Here is a 17,152-nt window from a genome sequence, read left to right as displayed (position 1 = left end):
GGCGGTGCTGCGCGCCGTCCTCTTCGATATGGATGGCACCCTTGTCGATTCGGAAAAGCTGTGGGACGTCTCGTTGGGGGCGCTCTACGCCGAACTCGGGGGCGAGCTGACCCCACAGGTGCGCGAGGCGCTGGTCGGCGGCTCGGCCGAGGACACCATTCGGACCGTGTACACCGACCTCGGCCTCGACCAGGATCCGCGCGCGATGGCCGAATCGAACCGATGGCTGCACGCCTACACCGCCGAGCTGTTCGACGGCGGCCTGGAGTGGTGTGACGGTGCGGAAGAATTGCTCGATGAGCTTGCCGCAGAAGAAATCCCGATGGCACTCGTCACTAACACCCTGCGTGCTTTGACTGACAAGGCACTGAACAGCATTGGTGCGCACTACTTTTCGGTGTCCGTCTGCGGTGACGAGGTTACCCGCGGCAAACCCGCACCCGACGTATACGAACGCGCGGCCGCACTGCTGGGTTTCGATCCGGTGGCGTGTCTGGCGGTCGAAGACTCCGTCACCGGCTCGGCGGCCGCCGAACGTGCCGGATGCCCGGTGCTGGTGGTGCCCAACGACGTAGCGGTACCCAGCGGGCCACGTCGACACCACGTTTCCTCGCTCGCCGGGTTGCGTGCCGCGGACCTTCGCCGGGTCCATTCCGAACTGGTGAACAGGCCGGGAGAACGCACCGCCTGAGCACCGGTCTGTGATTGAATGTGACGTCCATCACGCGCTGTGGAAAGGTCTCACATGACTCACGGACCCGCAGGTGACTCCTCGACAGCTGTGGATTACGAGGAGTCCGAGCACAGCGGCCGCGTCGTTCTCATCGCGTCCGTCGCCGCGCTCGGCGGCCTTCTGTTCGGCTATGACAGCGCGGTCATCAACGGCGCGGTCGCGGCGGTCGAGGACCACTTCCAGATCAGCAAGGCGGTGACGGGCGTGGCCGTTGCGGCGGCCCTGATCGGCGCCGCGATGGGTGCGCTCGCCGGCGGTCGGCTAGCCGACAAGATCGGCCGGCTGTCGGTGATGAAGATTGCCGCGCTGCTGTTCTTCATCAGCGCGTTCGGCACCGGCCTGGCGACCAACATCTGGATGTTCACGATTTTCCGCATCGTGGGTGGCATCGGCGTCGGCGTGGCTTCGGTCATCGCACCGGCCTACATCGCCGAAACCTCGCCGCCGCGGATCCGCGGCAGGTTGGGCTCGTTGCAGCAGCTGGCCATCGTCTCTGGCATTTTCATCTCGCTGGCGATCGATGCACTGCTGGCCCGCCTGGCGGGCGGGTCGCGCGAGGAACTCTGGCTGGGGATGGCGGCCTGGCGGTGGATGTTCCTCGTGATGGCGGTGCCCGCCGTGGTCTACGGCGTTCTGGCGTTCACAATCCCCGAATCACCACGTTATCTCGTTGCCAGGTACCGGATTCCGGAGGCGCGGCGGGTGCTGACGAAGCTGCTGGGGGAGAAGAACCTCGAGCTGACGATCACGCGCATCAAGGAATCGCTGAAGTCGGAGAAACCGCCGTCGTGGCGCGATCTGCGTAAGCCGACCGGAGGGCTCTACGGCATCGTCTGGGTGGGCGTGCTGCTGTCGGTGTTTCAGCAGTTCGTCGGCATCAACGTGATCTTCTACTACTCGAACGTGCTGTGGGAGGCCGTCGGCTTCGGGGAGCAGCAGGCGTTCCTGATCACCGTGATCACGTCGGTGACCAACATCGTGACCACGCTCATCGCGATCGCGCTGATCGACAAGGTCGGACGCAAGCCGTTGTTGTTGATCGGGTCGACGGGTATGGCCATCACCCTCGGCACGATGGCGGTCATCTTCGGCACGGCGCCGGTGGTCGACGGGCAGCCGAGCCTGGACGGCATCGCCGGTCCGATTGCACTGGTCGCCGCGAACCTCTTTGTGGTGTCGTTCGGCATGTCGTGGGGCCCGGTGGTCTGGGTGCTGCTCGGCGAGATGTTCCCGAACCGCATCCGCGGCGCCGCGCTGGGTCTGGCCGCCGCAGCGCAGTGGCTCGCCAACTGTGCGATCACCGCGTCGTTCCCCGCACTCGGTGACTTCTCGCTCGGCATCGCCTACGGCTTCTACGCGATCTGCGCGGTGCTGTCGTTGCTGTTCGTGTGGAAGTTCGTCGCCGAGACCAAGGGCAAACACCTCGAGGACATGGGCAACGAGGTCGCTTCGCAGCAGGAAACCGTCTGAGCGGCATCGACGAGTCGGTCGACGTCCTCGTCGCCGGCTCTGCCGGGGCACTGGCCGGAGCCTATACCGCTGCGCGGGAAGGACTCTCGGTCGCGATCGTGGAGGCGAGCGACCGGTTCGGCGGCACCTTCGCCTACTCCGGGGGCGGCGGCATGTGGTATCCGTGCAACGCGGTGCTCACCCGCGCCGGATGCGACGACACGATCTCCGACGCGCTGCATTACTACCGCGAGGTCGTCGGCGACCGCACACCCGCGGCTCTTCAGGAGACCTACGTCCGCGGCGGTGCCGCCCTGATCGACTACCTCGAACGCGACGAGCACTTCGCGTTCAAGATCCTGCCGTGGCCTGACTACTACAGTTCGGCGGCCGGCGCCCGCACCGACGGCATGCGCCACATCGTCTCCAAGGCCGTGCCCGACGAGCGTCTCGGCCGGTTCGCGGGCCTGGTTCGTGGGCCGCTGGACCATGAGCGCCTCGGGGCGCCGCAGCCCGATCTGCTCACCGGCGGGCGGGCGCTGGTCGGACGGTTTCTGTGGGCTATGGCCGACAACCCGGCGGTGACGGCGCATCTGTCCACGAGCCTGGTCGAGTTGGTCGTCGAGGGAGGTCGCGTGGTCGGAGCGGTCGTGGAGCACCACGGCGAGCGCCGCACGATCACGGCGCGGCGCGGCGTGCTGCTCGCCACGGGTGGTTTCGAACAGAACCCCGACATGCGGGCCGAATTCGGCGTCCCGGGAAGCGCCCGCGACACCATGGGCGCCCCGGCCAACACGGGATTGGCCCATCGGGCGGCGATTGCCGTCGGGGCCGACGTGGACCTGATGGACCAGGCGTGGTGGTCGCCGGGGCTGATCCATCCGGACGGCCGCGCCGCGTTCGCGCTGTGCTTCACCGGCGGCATCTTCGTCGACCGTTCCGGCCGCCGCTTCGCCAACGAGTCGGCGGCCTACGACCGGTTGGGCCGCGCGATCCTGCGCGCGATGCGCGACGGCACGGTCGGGTCGCGGTACTGGATGGTCTACGACAGCCGAACCGGCGAACAACCGCCCGTGATGGCCACCAACGTCTCCTTCTCCCCGACTGAACAGTACTTCGCCGAGGGTCTGTGGGTGCAGGCCGACACCCTGGCCGCACTCGCCGATCAGATCGATGTTCCGGCAACGCAATTGGAAGACACCGTGCGCCGTTTCAACGAGTTCGCGGCGCGCGGTGTCGACGAGGACTTCGGTCGCGGCCGCGAATCGTTCGACCGGGCCTTCACCGGCGGCGCGTCGCCGCTGGTGCCGATCGACACCCCGCCCTACCGCGCGGCGGCGTTCGGCATATCCGACCTCGGCACCAAGGGCGGGCTACGCACCGACACCGATGCCCGCGTCCTGGACACCTCCGACCGGCCCATCGCGGGTCTGTATGCGGCGGGGAACACGATGGCGGCCGTCTCGGGGGAGACCTACCCCGGTGGAGGAAACCCGATCGGGGCGTCGCTGTTGTTCAGCCACCGCGCCGCACTGCACATGGCGCGTACGTGACCGGGGTCGGGCAAACCGGCGTGACCCGACGGGTGCGAGCGTGACACAATCGCGTGCCGTGAAGACCTTCGACGCCCTGTTCGCTGAGCTCAGCGAACGCGCCCGGACCCGCCCCGCCGGTAGCGGCACCGTCGCCGCACTGGACGGCGGCGTGCACGGGATCGGCAAGAAGATCCTCGAGGAAGCCGGCGAGGTGTGGCTGGCGGCCGAACACGAGAGCGATGACGCGCTCACCGAAGAGATCAGCCAGCTCCTGTACTGGACGCAGGTGCTGATGATCGCTCGCGGACTCACCCTCGACGACGTCTACCGGAAGCTGTGAATCGCATGCTTCGTGTCGCCGTCCCCAACAAGGGCACACTCTCCGAACCCGCCAGCGAGGTCCTGTCCGAAGCCGGTTACCGTCGCCGCACCGACCAAAAAGACCTGACGGTCATCGACCCGGCCAACAACGTCGAGTTCTTCTTCCTGCGGCCCAAAGACATTGCGATCTATGTCGGCTCGGGGCAACTCGACTTCGGAATTACCGGCCGCGATCTGGCCGCCGAATCGGATGCGCCGGTGCGGGAGCGGTTGGCGCTGGGCTTCGGCTCGTCGTCGTTCCGGTATGCGGCCCCGGCCGGGCGCGATTGGCGGGTCGAGGATCTCGCGGGAAAGCGGATCGCGACCGCGTTCCCCAACCTGGTGCGAAAAGACCTGGCCGCGCACGGCATCGAGGCGACGGTGATCCGGCTCGACGGCGCGGTGGAGATCTCCGTGCAGCTCGGCGTCGCCGACGCGATCGCCGATGTGGTGGGCTCCGGACGAACACTGGGACTGCACAACCTGGTGGCGTTCGGAGATTCCCTGTGTGACTCCGAGGCGGTGCTGATCGAGCGGGACGGCGCGCCGGACAGCCCCACCGGTGCCCAGCTGGTGGCCCGTGTGCAGGGCGTGGTTCGCGGCCAGCAGTACCTGATGCTCGATTACGATTGCCCGCGCAGCGTTCTCGACCGTGCGGTCGCGGTGACCCCCGGCCTGGAGTCGCCGACGATCGCTCCGCTCGCCGACCCGGCGTGGGCGGCGGTGCGCGCTCTGGTGCCCCGCCGCGACGTCAATAAGATCATGGACGAACTCGCCGCCATCGGCGCCAAGGCGATTCTGGCTTCTGACATCCGATTCTGTCGCCTGTGATTCAGCGCGAACCCTTCCGGCCTGCGTGTTAGCGTCCGGAGGTCCATAACACCGGCCGGAGGTCGCCATGACGCAGGTCCTGATTCTGGTACTCGCACTGCTGATCGGCGTCATCGCCGGCCTGCGCGCACTCACCGCACCGGCGGTGGTCTCCTGGGGCGCGCTGCTGGGGTGGATCGACGTGGACGGGAAATGGTCGGAGTGGATGGCGCATCCGATCACCGTCACCGTGTTGACCATCTTCCTGCTCGTCGAGCTGGTCACCGATCAGCTGCCGAAAACCCCCAGCCGTAAGACGACTCCCCAGTTCGCGACGCGTCTCATCACGGGCGCCTTCGCCGGCGCGGTGATCGGCAGTGCGTACTTCCACACGTTCAGTGCGCTCGGCGCGGGTGTCATCGGCGCGGTGCTCGGCACGATGGGCGGCGCGGCGGCACGTCAGCGGTTCGCCGACCTGCGCAACGGCCAGGACCGCCCTGGCGCGATCCTCGAAGACATCGTCGCCGTGGGTGGCGGCTTCCTGATCGTGTTCCTGGTCAGCCTGGTGTGAACGGATGCCGTTTGAAATGGCTGAGGTGACAGAACGCTTCGACGCGATCATCGTCGGTGCGGGACAGGCCGGGCCACCATTGGCGGGCCGGCTCACGCAGGCGGGGCAGAAGGTCGCGGTGATCGAACGCAAACTCGTCGGCGGGACATGCGTGAACTACGGATGTATTCCGACCAAGACCCTGGTCGCCAGCGCGCACGCCGCCCATCTGGCCCGCCGCGGCGCCGAATACGGTGTCAGCACAGGCGATATCGGCGTCGACATGACAAAGGTCAAGGCGCGCAAGGACAAGATCGTGCTCGATGACCGCGACGGCGTCGAGTCCTGGCTCGAAGGCATGGATGGATGCACGTTCATCCGCGGCCACGCACGCTTCTCCGACCCGCACACGATCCGCGTCGACGACCGAGTCCTGCACGCGGACAGGATCTTCCTCAACGTCGGCGGTCGCGCCGTCGCACCCGACATGCCCGGGCTCGCCGACATCGACTACCTGACCAACGTCGGCATTCTCGAACTCGACACGGTGCCCGAACATCTCGTCATCATCGGCGGCAGCTACATCGCCCTGGAGTTCGCACAGATGTACCGCCGCTTCGGGGCCGGGGTCACCGTGATCGAGAAGGGGCCGCGGCTGACATCACGTGAGGACGGGGACGTCTCGGCCGCGGTCAAAGACATCCTGGAGGCCGAGGGCATCGATATCGTCCTCGACGCCGACGCGATCCAATTCACCAAGACCGACAGCGGTTTCGAGGTCATCCCGAGCGACGGTGCGGCACCCATCGCAGGAACCCATCTGCTGATGGCGGTCGGGCGCACCCCCAACACCGACGACCTGGGGCTCGAGAACGCCGGGGTCGAAACCGACGCGCGCGGTTACATCGTCGTCGACGATCAATTGCGCACCAACATCGAACACATCTGGGCCATGGGCGACTGCAACGGCAAGGGGGCGTTCACGCATACGTCGTACAACGACTTCGAGATCGTCGCGGCGAACCTGCTCGACGACGACCCGCGCCGGGTCAGCGACCGCATCACGACGTATGCGCTTTACATCGACCCGCCGCTGGGACGCGCCGGTCTGACCGAGGCGCAGGTGCGCGAGTCGGGTCGAAATGCGTTGGTCGGCAAGCGTCCGATGACACGGGTCGGCCGCGCGGTGGAAAAAGGGGAGACGCAGGGCTTCATGAAGGTGGTCGTCGACGCCGAGACCGAGCAGATTCTGGGTGCGGCGATCCTCGGCGTCGGCGGTGACGAGGTTATCCACTCGATCCTCGACATCATGACCGCCGAGAAGCCCTACACCGCGATCTCGCGCACGATGCACATCCATCCGACGGTCAGCGAGCTGGTGCCTACGATGCTGCAGGAGATGACGCCGCTGACGTGACGGCTGGGTAGCCTGGCCAGTGGGCAGATATCCGTCAACCGCTGCCGGAAAGGCAACGCCGACTTGATGCCGAAGATGGTTGCTGTCGGATGCCTCATGGCGCTGGGTACGCTCGCGTGCCAACGTCACAGCGAACCTGGCGCTGATGACGCCGTCGACCGGCTCCCTCTCAGCCTCGACGAAATGAAGCAGATCAGCGGATTCGACGGATTCACACGCGACGTCGATACCGACCGACCCGCTGCCGACACGTATGTGCCCGACGGGCCTTGTCAGGCGCTCGCGGACCAACGGGTCGCGTTCGGAGACACCTGGATCCGGTTTCGATCGATCGCCGATAACGGTGAGTTGGTCAGCGGTCGGCCGCGCACGAGGGCGCCGGGTCCCGCCGTCGCTCCCTCGACGGTGCCCGTGGTGGCATCGGCCTTGCAAACCATCGCGCTCTACCCGAGCGACGTCGAGGCACGCAATGTGTTCGACCGTCGTGTCGCAGCCATGACCGAGTGCGTCGGGTTGAACATTCCTGGCTACAGCGGCACCGTCGCGCATCGCGATCCCGATACCGCGGTGTACACCAACAGCACCGGCAGCTGGGCGTTCGTCTTCGTCGTGAATTCAGCGATGCTGATTGAAGTGTCGGTGCTGGCTCTACCGGATGCCGAACGGATCGCCTCCGACATCTCGCAGGTGATCATCGACCGAATCAACTGACCGGAACGTGGCGACGATCGAATATCGTCGCAGCATGCCCACCGCGCTGCCGAGTCTCGATGCACTGACCGCCAAGGACGAGATCCGAGATCTCGTCCTTCAATACTGCCGCGCGATGGATCGCGGCGACGTCGCGCTGGCCGCAACGCTGTACGAACAAGGGGTATGTGCTGATCACCGGCGGCCGTTATCTCGACCGCTATTCAAAGCGGGAAGATCGGTGGAAGTTCGCCCACCGCAAATGCGTGGCCGACTGGACACACGAGTTCTCGTCGCCGCTCGCGACCGATGTCAAGAACCCGGTGTCCGGCAACCTTGCCCGGGGGCGCATGGACGCGCAGGACCCCTCGTACGCGTTCTTTACCGCATTTCCACGCGGTGACCGGGCGTAGCCTACGACGCCGCAGGCGATGACGCCGCTGCCGTGACCGAGCGGCCGACGATGAATTGCCGTGTCACCAAAGCGAACCGGTGACCGAGGTGACGGTGGGTGGCAACATCGGCGGGGTGGACCCCGTCGGGGTCGGCGTCGACGTCGGTCTGCGCGCCGGCGCCGAGGAAGAAGCCGAGCCGGTTGAGGTCGTTCTCGCTCGCCTCCGAATGGTTCCAGCCCGGAGGCAGACCGAGGCTGACCCAGTGCATGTGGTGCTGCGCGGCGAACACCGCCAACGACACCAACGTGTTCAACTTGTCGCCGCTCTTACCGCCCGAATTGGTGAACCCGGCCGCGACCTTGTCGCGCCACGCGCCGGTGAAGCAACGCCGCCCGGTCGACTCGGCGAAGCCCTGGAACGCCGCGGACACGTTGCCCATATAGGTCGCGCTCCCGAACACGATGCCGTCGGCCGAATCCAGAACGTCCCAGTCGGCGTCGGTCATCCGGTCGACGGCGACGGTTGCCACGACCGCGCCCGCCTCGCGCGCTCCTGCGGCCACGGCTTCGGCGAGTGTCGCGGTGTGCCCGAATCCCGAGTGGTAGGCAACTGCGACGGCAGGTGCGGCGATGTCAGATCCGTTGTGCGTCATGTTAACTCATCCTGTCTGCGTGCTGTTGATCTCTGCGCGCCTGCGCAGCCAGTCCGGTAGCGGTGCGTGCTCCAGGTATGCCTGCAGCCGGTCCAGATAGGCGTGGGTTCCGCCGAGGAACCCTCCGGCGTTGCGCACACCGAGCCCCCGATGGGTGAACTTCAGCAGGGTGCCGGTGCCGTCGGAAGTCAGTTCGTAGCGCACGGTGCTGTCCTCGATGATGGGCTGACGCCACTCGTGCTCGAGGACGTGCGGCGGATCCCACACCAGGATCCGCCCGGTCATGCGCATCCGGTCCGGAGGTAGCGGCGGTCCGGTGGGCACCATCTCGATCGTCCCGCCTTGCCGCGGTTCGATCGTCGTCGCGCCGAACCACTCTCGGCGTTCGTCCGGGTCGGCGATCGCGTTCCAGACCGCCTCGATCGGAAAGGGCAGCCGGCGTTCGAACGTCAGGACGGCGCGCTCGCCGTCGATGGTCAACCGGCCGTTGCGGTCATTCATCGCCGCTCCCGTGCTTTGCTTCCAGATGACGCTCCAGTGCGTCGAGGTGGTCGGTCCAGATGCGGCGGTAACGCGCGATCCAGTCGTCGATTGCCATCAGTCCGTCGGCGCGAAGCGCATAGATGCGGCGCTGCGCGTCGGGCCGCACTTCCACGAGGCCGACTTCCCGCAGCACCCGCAGATGCCGGGACACCGTCGGCTGGGTCAGTCCCGGCAGGCTCGCGACCAGTTCACCCGCGGTGCGTTCACCGTCGGCGAGCTGGTCGAGCAGTGCGCGACGACTCGGCTCGGCGACCGCTTCGAAGACGTCCATGCGGCTAGTATTACAGTTTGTCTATATAGACGCAAGCACATATTACTCAGCTCGCGCTGAATGGGTTGTACTCGGCGATCAGTTTCTCAAGCCGGGCCTCGTCGAGCCTCACCCGGATGGTGGCGGCTTCCTGTTGGTCGCGGATCACCTTGGCCAGGGTGAACGAACTGGTGACCAGAAACAGCGCCGTCATGCCCAGGAACAGTCGCTGCCAGGAGTCCAGCGGAAGGAACAAGATCCCGCCGACCAGTCCGAGCAGGCTGACGCCGAAAGCGATTGCGGCTTGCAGGAAGTACGCGGCGGTGGTCCGCGAGGTGGTAGGTGTGTCCATGCCGCCAGCGTGCAGGCGCAGCCGACGGCGGGGGTAGGTAGAACTACCCGACCTTCGACCTGTGTGCCGCGCGTATCAGGCGCAACTGGCCGATCTCGGCGGTGTTCTTGGTCAATTCGACGTTCACCCACAGCGCGGTGTGCGCGACGGTGCGGCCCGAGTCCTCGCCCCACGGGTACGCCGAGGGGGCGTTCGGGTCGACGCCGGTCAACACCTCTCGCCAGCGGTCGGCGAGGTGACGCAGGCGGGCGACGGCGGCGGCGCCCTCACCCGGCCAGGTGACGACGCCGGGCTCCCGCGGTGCTTCGCCGGTCAGATGATCGATCGCGCTCGACCACCACCAGTCGACGTGCCACGTGAGCCACGCGATCGTCGGCGCCGGGATGGGCTGGGGTTCCGTGGCGGACCAGTCCGCACGCCACACACCGTCCGCATCCGGCCGTACCGTCCACGTCACCTCGGCGGGCTTCCAGAGGAAGTCGTCATCGGCGAGGGCGGCCAAGTGCAGGTCGGCCAGCGCCCACACGAGTTCGAACTGCCACTGGAGGTCGACGGTCACGGGCGGCGTTGCACCAGCAGGGTCTGCGCCGAGGTGCCGATGAAGCCCTGCCGATCGAAGAGTTCGGCCGTGGTCACCCCGATGCCGTCGGGGCCGATCGAGCCTCGGGCGCGCACCGCGAAGTCGTCACCCGTCGGCAGGCGGTGCAGATGGACGGCGGTGTCGGTGTTCATGAACACGAACGACTCCGGGTCCAACGCCGCACCTGCACCGTTTGCGCTGTCCACGACCATCGCGAGCCGCTGCAGCGCGGTCGTCGGCTCCGAATCAACAAGCGCGACAAGCGGACTCATCCACACCACGTGTCCGGTCTCGCCGTTCTCGGGTTGGCGCCGCCAGCTCACCGTCTCCAGGTAGCCTTTCGCGCCGACCCAGCCGTGCGGCACCTCCACGGCGGTGCCCTCGATGAGTGGGGGATAGCGGTCGGTGGCCGCGTCGGCGGTGTCGCTGGTCGCCAACAACCATGCCGTCACGCGGGCCACCGCGCGCCGTGTGCCGTCGGGCCGGGTGTGGAGCATCTCGGCGGCCATCAGCGAGATTCGCGCGCCCGGGCGTTCCACCCAAGCCCGGACCCGCAGTTGCTCGACGGGAATCGCCCCCAGGATGTCCAGAGTCAAGCGCCCGATGCGCAGTCCCGAGTCGCCGGCCAGCTCCTCGATGCGCTTGGTCATCAGCGCCAACGGCGGTGAGCCGTGCTGGATTTCGGGATTCCAGTTGCTGCGGGTGCCGTCTGTGGACTCGAAGACCTCGAATTCGTCGTCGGTGCCGACACGGCGGTAGTGGCATTCGATCACGCCTCGGCTCACGCTCGTTCCGGTCCTCGCTGCGCTGCGAGCCTCGCTCGCGGGCGCCTTCGTGCGATCACACCGCAGGCTCCGCCGCGCGCAGCACGATGTCCTCGGCGGTCGGCGACCCCTCGTCGGGTGCCTCGGGCCAACCCGGGTACGGCGGCGGGGTGCCGCCGAACACGGGGCAATGCGCGTGGTGGGCGCACCAGTCGCACATCGCCGACGGCTTCGGGCGGAAATCACCGGTGGCTCCGGCGTCCTGGATGGCTCGCCAGATGGCGGTCAGCGTCTTCTCAAACCGCGTCAACTCGTAGAGGTCCGGGGTGTAGTCGAGGATCTGACCGTCGGCCAGGTACAGCAGCCGCAGCCGCGCAGGCAGCACGCCACGCGAGCGCAGCAGCGCCACCGCGTAGAACTTCATCTGGAACATGGCCTTGAACTCCGCGAGCGCGCGCGCCTCGGGCGGCGCCTTGCCGGTCTTGTAATCGACCACCCGCAGCTCACCGGTCGAGGCGACGTCGATGCGATCGACGAAGCCGCGCAGCAGTGTCCCGTCCGCCAGTTCGACCTCGACGCGCTGCTCACAACTGTCCGGGTCGAAGCGGGTGGGATCTTCGAGCCGGTAGTAGCCGGCCAGCAGGTCGCGCGCCTCCCTCAGCAGCGTGGCCCGCACCTCGGGGGCGAACTCGTCGGCGATGTCCGGGCGTTCGGCGACCACGCGGTCCCAGGCCGGCTCGACAAGCGTCATCGCGGTTTCCGGACCGCGGTGGGCGGCCGGCAGCGCGTACAGCTGCTCGAGTGCCGCGTGCACCACCGAACCGCGGACCTGGGCGACCGAGGATGGCTCGGGCAGCCGGTCGATCGCGCGGAAGCGGTACAGCAGCGGGCACTGCTTGAAGTCGGCGGCCCGCGAGGGCGACAGCGCCGGGCGCCGCAGCTTCTGCTCGCCCTGCTCGTTCATAGCGCCAGCCTAAGACCGGTGTCCGACAACCCCGGTACCCACGGCGGCGCGTCTACTGGCAGGCTGAACGACTGTGCCAAGAACCGGTCCGTTCGCCGTCGGCGATCGGGTGCAGCTCACCGACGCCAAGGGTCGTCACTACACGATGGTGTTGACGCCCGGCGGGGAGTTCCACACCCATCGCGGCGTCATCGCCCTCGACTCCGTGATCGGGCTGCCTGAGGGCAGCGTGGTCAAGTCCACCAACGGCGACCAGTTCCTCGTGCTGCGGCCGCTGCTGGTCGACTACGTGATGTCGATGCCGCGCGGCGCCCAGGTCGTCTACCCCAAGGACGCCGCGCAGATCGTGCACGAGGGCGACATCTTCCCCGGCGCCCGGGTGTTGGAGGCCGGTGCCGGCTCCGGCGCGCTGACGTGCTCGCTGCTGCGGGCCGTCGGCCCCGAGGGGCGGGTGATCTCCTACGAGGTCCGCGAGGACCACGCTCACCACGCCGAGCGCAATGTCGCGACCTTTTTCGGTGAGCCCCCGGCGAATTGGGATCTGGTGGTCGCCGACCTGACCACCTTCAGCGGTCCGGAGGTCGACCGCGTCGTCCTGGACATGCTCGCTCCGTGGGAGGTGTTGGGCACGGTCGCCGATGCACTGGTCGCCGGAGGCGTGCTGATGGTCTACGTCGCGACCGTCACGCAGTTGTCGCGAGTGGTGGAGGCGCTGCGCGAGCAGCAGTGCTGGACCGAGCCTCGGGCCTGGGAGAGCATGCAACGCAACTGGCACGTCGTCGGTCTGGCGGTGCGCCCGCAACACACGATGCGCGGCCACACGGCGTTTTTGGTCTGCGCGCGCAAGCTGGCGCCGGGCGCGGTGGCGCCGATGCCGCTGCGGCGTAAACGGCAACTCGGCAGCTGACCTTGACGGGTTGATTGCGCGCACCAGGTGGGGCGATCAACCCGCTAGGGCGCGATAGTCAGTCGTCGGTGCTGCGCCGGAGGCCGCGCCGGGCCGACAGCAGCTCGAACTCCGGGCGCGCGGCCACCAGACGTTCGGCGGCGTCGAGCACCTCGACGACATGCCCGCGGTCGGCGGCCACCAGAGCCACCCCGACGTTTGCCCGCCGGTGCAGTTCCTGGGCACCGGTTTCGGCGGCCGAGACGGCGAATCGGCGATGCAGTTCGGCGATCACCGGCCGGATCGCCGAGCGCTTCTGCTTGAGCGAGCGCACGTCGCCGAGCAGCAGGTCGAATTCGAGCCAACCGATCCACATCGGCGGCTCACGGCGTCGGTGTCGGCGTCGGGGCCGGACCGAGCTGCAACAGCGCATCGGTCGTCGAACGGGTCAGCTGCCAATGGTTGTCGGCGAAGCGGAACTGCATCGGGAACGTGAACTCGCCCGCCGTCGGATTGGCGGTCCGCACGGTGACGATTGCCTGAACGACACCGTCCGCGCCGTCGGACCACGTCAGATCCTTAGCCTCGAAGGTGGCCGGTGCGTAGCCGCCGTCGCGCAGCGCGACGGCGAACTTGTCCATCGATTCACCGTCGGCCGCGGTGGCGTCCTCGATCAGGTGGAGCTTCTCGGCCCCGGGAACGTTGGCGTCGGCGATGCGCGCCAGCACGTCGGTGAGCGCCTCGGGAGGCGGCAGGGGCGCGCTCGTCGCCCCCGGGTCCGGCGGCTGCACCGTCGGCGACGTCGCGGCCGGCGGCTGGGTCGCCGCGGGGGATTCGGTTGCCGGTTCGTCGGCGCCACATCCGCAAAGCCCGAGCGCCGCCGCTAACGCGACGGCGCTCAGGACTGCGAAACGGTTGGTGCGACGCACCGGGCTCCTAGCCGACGGCGGACAGCAGCGCCATCAGCGACTGCTTGGCCATCTGCCAGCCGGTCGGGCTCGGGCCGGGCACGAACTGGATGTTCTGGCTGGCCGTGCCGCCGGTGGCGGCGGTCGCGGTGACATCGGCGGACACGACCGGGCCGTTCTGGTCGATGTTGGCCACCGAGAAGCTCAACGGGAACTTGCCTTCGGCGGCCGCCTCACGAAGCTTGGTGTCGGCGACGCGGCTCTCGATGCGTCCGATGCCACCCTGGATGTACGGCGCTTTGCTGGCGGCCGTGCCGGACGTGCCGAGCGCCTGCAGCGTCTGCAGAAGCGCGCCTTCGAGTTCGGGAGCCGGGGCCTGTGGCATCGGGATGTCCCAAACGACCGGGGTGACGGTCGGTGCGGCGGCTACGTTGGAGGATGCAATGGACGTCACACCTGCCGCAGCACCGCCGACAACAGCAACCGCTGCGACGCCGGTAACGAGGGCTTTCAGGGTCACGATTTTCCTTTCGATCGGACCAACACATCAGAGAGGTTAACAGTGGTGCAGGTGTGTCGAATTGCTACACCGCACACAAAGGCTGAATCGCCGGTAGCTTTGGAGTTGTTACTGCACCAACTTTCGGTGCGGGGAGGGGCGCAATATGAGTGAATCAGACCGTTCTGACGCTTTCGCAGAGGGTTTTGACGCCCGAGGATCCGGCCTGTCCAGTGAGGACGCGGCCGAGCTCGAGGAGCTCCGCCGGGAGGCTGCCGTCTTGCGAGAGCAGTTGGAGAACGCGGTCGGGCCCCAGAGTGGGTTGCGCAGCGCCCGAGATGTTCACCAGCTCGAGGCGCGCATCGACTCCCTCGCCGCCCGCAACACCAAGCTGATGGAGACCCTCAAAGAGGCCCGTCAGCAGCTGCTCGCATTGCGCGAAGAGGTCGACCGCCTGGGCCAGCCGCCGAGCGGATACGGCGTACTGCTCGGCGTCCAGGACGATGAAACCGTCGACGTGTTCACGTCCGGGCGCAAGATGCGGCTGACCTGCTCGCCGAACATCGACACCAAGTCGCTCAAGCAGGGCCAGACCGTCCGCCTCAACGAGGCCCTGACCGTCGTGGAGGCCGGCAACTTCGAGGCGGTCGGCGAGATCAGCACACTGCGCGAGATCCTGTCCGACGGACACCGCGCGCTGGTGGTCGGGCACGCCGACGAGGAGCGCATCGTCTGGCTTGCCGAGCCGCTTGTCGCCGCCGAGGACCTGCCGGAGCGCTACGACGACGAGCTGAACGACGACAGCCGTCCCCGCAAGCTGCGCCCGGGGGACTCGCTTCTGGTCGACACCAAGGCCGGATACGCGTTCGAGCGCATCCCCAAGGCCGAGGTCGAAGACCTCGTGCTCGAAGAGGTGCCCGACGTCAGCTACAACGACATCGGCGGGCTGGGCCGCCAGATCGAGCAGATCCGCGACGCCGTCGAACTGCCGTTCCTGCACAAGGAGCTGTACCGGGAGTACTCGCTGCGCCCGCCCAAGGGTGTGCTGCTCTACGGTCCGCCCGGTTGCGGTAAGACGCTGATCGCCAAGGCGGTGGCCAACTCGCTGGCCAAGAAGATGGCCGAGGTGCGTGGCGACGACGCCCGCGAGGCGAAGAGCTACTTCCTCAACATCAAGGGCCCGGAGCTGTTGAACAAGTTCGTCGGTGAGACCGAGCGTCACATCCGGTTGATCTTCCAGCGCGCGCGGGAGAAGGCGTCCGAGGGCACCCCGGTGATCGTGTTCTTCGACGAGATGGACTCGATCTTCCGTACCCGTGGCACCGGTGTGAGCTCCGATGTGGAGACGACGGTTGTGCCGCAGCTGCTTTCGGAGATCGACGGCGTCGAGGGCCTGGAGAACGTCATCGTCATCGGCGCCTCCAACCGCGAGGACATGATCGATCCGGCGATCCTGCGGCCCGGCCGCCTGGACGTCAAGATCAAAATTGAACGTCCGGATGCCGAAGCGGCCCAAGACATCTTCAGCAAGTACCTCACCGAAGAGCTGCCGGTCAACGAGGACGACCTCGCGGAGTTCGACGGCGACCGCTCGCTGACGATCAAGGCGATGATCGAGAAGGTCGTCGACCGGATGTACGCCGAGATCGACGACAACCGCTTCCTCGAGGTGACTTACGCCAACGGCGACAAAGAGGTCATGTACTTCAAGGACTTCAACTCCGGTGCGATGATCCAGAACGTCGTCGACCGGGCCAAGAAGTATGCGATCAAGTCGGTGCTGGAGACCGGCAGCAAGGGTCTGCGGATCCAGCATCTGCTGGACTCGATCGTCGACGAGTTCGCCGAGAACGAGGACCTGCCCAACACCACCAATCCCGATGACTGGGCAAGGATCTCGGGTAAGAAGGGCGAGCGGATCGTCTACATCCGCACGTTGGTCACCGGCAAGAGCTCGTCGGCCAGCCGGGCGATCGACACCGAGTCCAACCTGGGCCAGTACCTGTAGTCCACCTTCCCTTTCGCCTCTCTCTGCCCCTTTCTGCCCCCTTCTTCCGCGAGCGGGCGTGTCTGCACACAACGCGCCGCGGTTGTGCAGCAATTCGCGCACGCTCGCGCGCGTCGAGCGCTACGGTCACGTCATGTCTGCGGACGAGCTGTCGGTCACCGACGGTGTTTTCGGCAAGCGGTACGGCGAAGTGCTGCTCGTCAAATCCACGCCGTCGGGTGCCGAGGCCACGGTGTACAACACGTTTCCGCTCAACGACTGCCCGGCCGACGTGTGGAACGCACTCGACGCGAAGGCGATCGCCCAGGAGAACGGCGCGGTGGCCACACTGCTCAACGGGCCGCGGTACTGGCTGATGAGCAGCATCGGCAAGAGAGGCCGGGAGGCGTTGGAGCGCAAGAGCTTCGGTGGTATCGAGATGCTGCGGCAAGCCACCGTCAAGCTCGCGTCGATGAACCCGGCCCCGTACCAGCTGAACCGGGTGGACCGGAAGGCGGTCTTCACCTTCGATGCGGGCCGCGAGATCTACGAACTCGTCGACCCGGACGGCCGATGCTGGGTCATGCAGACGTTCAGCCAGACGGTCGACCCGTCGCTCACGCTTGGAGACCTTCCCGGCCTCGCCGCCAGGCTGTCGCTGCCCGATGGCTGGTCGTATCGGGCGCTCACGCCGACATCGCCGCTCGTCGTCGACACCGCCACCGAGGACGCCTGCGTGACGCAGGACGATCTCGCCAACAGCTATTCGTTGCAGTCGTAAGAACATCAGCCCGCTTGACGCCTGGAGCGTGCCGAACTGGAATATCG

22 protein-coding genes are annotated in these 17,152 nt (G+C 67.1%); 12 read left to right on the top strand and 10 right to left on the bottom strand.

The window, feature by feature from the left end; genetic code table 11:
- The first annotated feature begins 7 nt into the window (after positions 1-7).
- From A5790_RS08455 to A5790_RS08415, 9 genes are all read left to right on the top strand, one after another.
- A complete protein-coding gene (locus A5790_RS08455; protein ID WP_066842850.1) occupies positions 8-691 on the top strand; it encodes an HAD family phosphatase in 684 nt (227 codons plus the stop codon).
- Between the two features lie 54 nt (positions 692-745).
- Positions 746-2,203, top strand: a complete 1,458-nt coding sequence (locus A5790_RS08450) for a sugar porter family MFS transporter (RefSeq protein ID WP_066842664.1) — start codon at positions 746-748, stop codon at positions 2,201-2,203.
- Positions 2,200-3,735 carry an FAD-binding protein gene (locus A5790_RS08445; RefSeq protein WP_066842848.1) on the top strand — a complete coding sequence of 512 codons (1,536 nt, stop codon included), beginning with the start codon at positions 2,200-2,202 and terminating at the stop codon, positions 3,733-3,735. The genes A5790_RS08450 and A5790_RS08445 overlap by 4 nt, the downstream gene beginning before the upstream one ends.
- Positions 3,736-3,775: 40 nt before the next feature.
- Positions 3,776-4,057, top strand: a complete 282-nt coding sequence (locus tag A5790_RS08440) for a phosphoribosyl-ATP diphosphatase (protein WP_064393961.1) — start codon at positions 3,776-3,778, stop codon at positions 4,055-4,057.
- 5 nt (positions 4,058-4,062) lie between these two features.
- Positions 4,063-4,908 (top strand): ATP phosphoribosyltransferase, encoded by an 846-nt coding sequence (gene hisG / locus A5790_RS08435; protein ID WP_066842846.1) that lies wholly within the window; start codon positions 4,063-4,065, stop codon positions 4,906-4,908.
- A gap of 67 nt (positions 4,909-4,975) precedes the next feature.
- Positions 4,976-5,458, top strand: a complete 483-nt coding sequence (locus A5790_RS08430; RefSeq protein WP_066842662.1) for a DUF4126 family protein — start codon at positions 4,976-4,978, stop codon at positions 5,456-5,458.
- Between the two features lie 25 nt (positions 5,459-5,483).
- Positions 5,484-6,854 carry an FAD-containing oxidoreductase gene (locus A5790_RS08425; protein WP_156656341.1) on the top strand — a complete coding sequence of 457 codons (1,371 nt, stop codon included), beginning with the start codon at positions 5,484-5,486 and terminating at the stop codon, positions 6,852-6,854.
- Between the two features lie 66 nt (positions 6,855-6,920).
- On the top strand, positions 6,921-7,565 hold the full coding sequence (locus tag A5790_RS08420; RefSeq protein ID WP_066842659.1) for a sensor domain-containing protein: 645 nt from the start codon (positions 6,921-6,923) through the stop codon (positions 7,563-7,565).
- A 167-nt stretch (positions 7,566-7,732) separates the two neighbouring features.
- Positions 7,733-7,957, top strand: coding sequence for a hypothetical protein (locus A5790_RS08415; RefSeq protein WP_066842657.1), 225 nt, complete (start codon positions 7,733-7,735; stop codon positions 7,955-7,957).
- A 1-nt stretch (position 7,958) separates the two neighbouring features.
- Here the strand turns inward: A5790_RS08415 and A5790_RS08410 are convergent, their stop codons facing one another.
- The 7 genes from A5790_RS08410 to A5790_RS08380 form a co-directional block, all read right to left on the bottom strand.
- Positions 7,959-8,591 carry a flavodoxin family protein gene (locus A5790_RS08410; RefSeq protein WP_066842655.1) on the bottom strand — a complete coding sequence of 211 codons (633 nt, stop codon included), beginning with the start codon at positions 8,589-8,591 and terminating at the stop codon, positions 7,959-7,961.
- 6 nt (positions 8,592-8,597) lie between these two features.
- Positions 8,598-9,092, bottom strand: a complete 495-nt coding sequence (locus A5790_RS08405; protein WP_066842653.1) for an SRPBCC family protein — start codon at positions 9,090-9,092, stop codon at positions 8,598-8,600.
- Positions 9,085-9,405, bottom strand: coding sequence for a helix-turn-helix transcriptional regulator (locus A5790_RS08400; protein ID WP_066842651.1), 321 nt, complete (start codon positions 9,403-9,405; stop codon positions 9,085-9,087). Before A5790_RS08400 ends, A5790_RS08405 begins: the two co-directional genes overlap by 8 nt.
- Before the next feature lie 46 nt (positions 9,406-9,451).
- Complete coding sequence (locus tag A5790_RS08395; protein WP_066842650.1) at positions 9,452-9,736, bottom strand: YiaA/YiaB family inner membrane protein; 285 nt, start codon at positions 9,734-9,736, stop codon at positions 9,452-9,454.
- Between the two features lie 43 nt (positions 9,737-9,779).
- Positions 9,780-10,295, bottom strand: a complete 516-nt coding sequence (locus A5790_RS08390; protein ID WP_066842649.1) for a DinB family protein — start codon at positions 10,293-10,295, stop codon at positions 9,780-9,782.
- Positions 10,292-11,089 carry a thioesterase family protein gene (locus tag A5790_RS08385; RefSeq protein WP_066842645.1) on the bottom strand — a complete coding sequence of 266 codons (798 nt, stop codon included), beginning with the start codon at positions 11,087-11,089 and terminating at the stop codon, positions 10,292-10,294. Before A5790_RS08385 ends, A5790_RS08390 begins: the two co-directional genes overlap by 4 nt.
- A 67-nt stretch (positions 11,090-11,156) precedes the next feature.
- Positions 11,157-12,044: a RecB family exonuclease gene (locus tag A5790_RS08380; RefSeq protein ID WP_066842643.1), complete on the bottom strand. Its 888-nt coding sequence runs from the start codon at positions 12,042-12,044 to the stop codon at positions 11,157-11,159.
- A 73-nt stretch (positions 12,045-12,117) separates the two neighbouring features.
- Between A5790_RS08380 and A5790_RS08375 the strand changes: the two genes are divergently transcribed.
- Positions 12,118-12,951 (top strand): tRNA (adenine-N1)-methyltransferase, encoded by an 834-nt coding sequence (locus A5790_RS08375; RefSeq protein WP_066842641.1) that lies wholly within the window; start codon positions 12,118-12,120, stop codon positions 12,949-12,951.
- Positions 12,952-13,009: 58 nt separating this feature from the next.
- Here the strand turns inward: A5790_RS08375 and A5790_RS08370 are convergent, their stop codons facing one another.
- From A5790_RS08370 to A5790_RS08360, 3 genes are read right to left on the bottom strand one after another with little or no spacing between them, the layout of a single operon-like run.
- Complete coding sequence (locus A5790_RS08370) at positions 13,010-13,306, bottom strand: DUF503 domain-containing protein (RefSeq protein WP_064418281.1); 297 nt, start codon at positions 13,304-13,306, stop codon at positions 13,010-13,012.
- A 7-nt stretch (positions 13,307-13,313) separates the two neighbouring features.
- The gene (locus tag A5790_RS08365; RefSeq protein ID WP_066842638.1) at positions 13,314-13,859 is read right to left on the bottom strand and encodes a hypothetical protein; all 546 of its coding nucleotides are present in this window, start codon (positions 13,857-13,859) and stop codon (positions 13,314-13,316) included.
- A 7-nt stretch (positions 13,860-13,866) separates the two neighbouring features.
- Positions 13,867-14,358 carry a hypothetical protein gene (locus A5790_RS08360; protein ID WP_064418279.1) on the bottom strand — a complete coding sequence of 164 codons (492 nt, stop codon included), beginning with the start codon at positions 14,356-14,358 and terminating at the stop codon, positions 13,867-13,869.
- Between the two features lie 145 nt (positions 14,359-14,503).
- Here A5790_RS08360 and arc point away from each other — a divergent pair, with 145 nt between their 5' ends.
- Positions 14,504-16,345 (top strand): proteasome ATPase, encoded by a 1,842-nt coding sequence (gene arc, locus A5790_RS08355; protein ID WP_066842636.1) that lies wholly within the window; start codon positions 14,504-14,506, stop codon positions 16,343-16,345.
- A gap of 133 nt (positions 16,346-16,478) precedes the next feature.
- Entirely contained in the window at positions 16,479-17,105 is a 627-nt protein-coding gene (locus A5790_RS08350; protein ID WP_066842844.1) for a hypothetical protein, read from the top strand.
- The last annotated feature ends 47 nt before the right edge of the window (positions 17,106-17,152 follow it).

It is taken from the genome of Mycobacterium sp. 852002-51152_SCH6134967, from assembly GCF_001667105.1.
Lineage (GTDB): Bacteria > Actinomycetota > Actinomycetes > Mycobacteriales > Mycobacteriaceae > Mycobacterium > Mycobacterium neumannii_A.
This window is presented reverse-complemented; position numbering and strand designations above follow the sequence as displayed.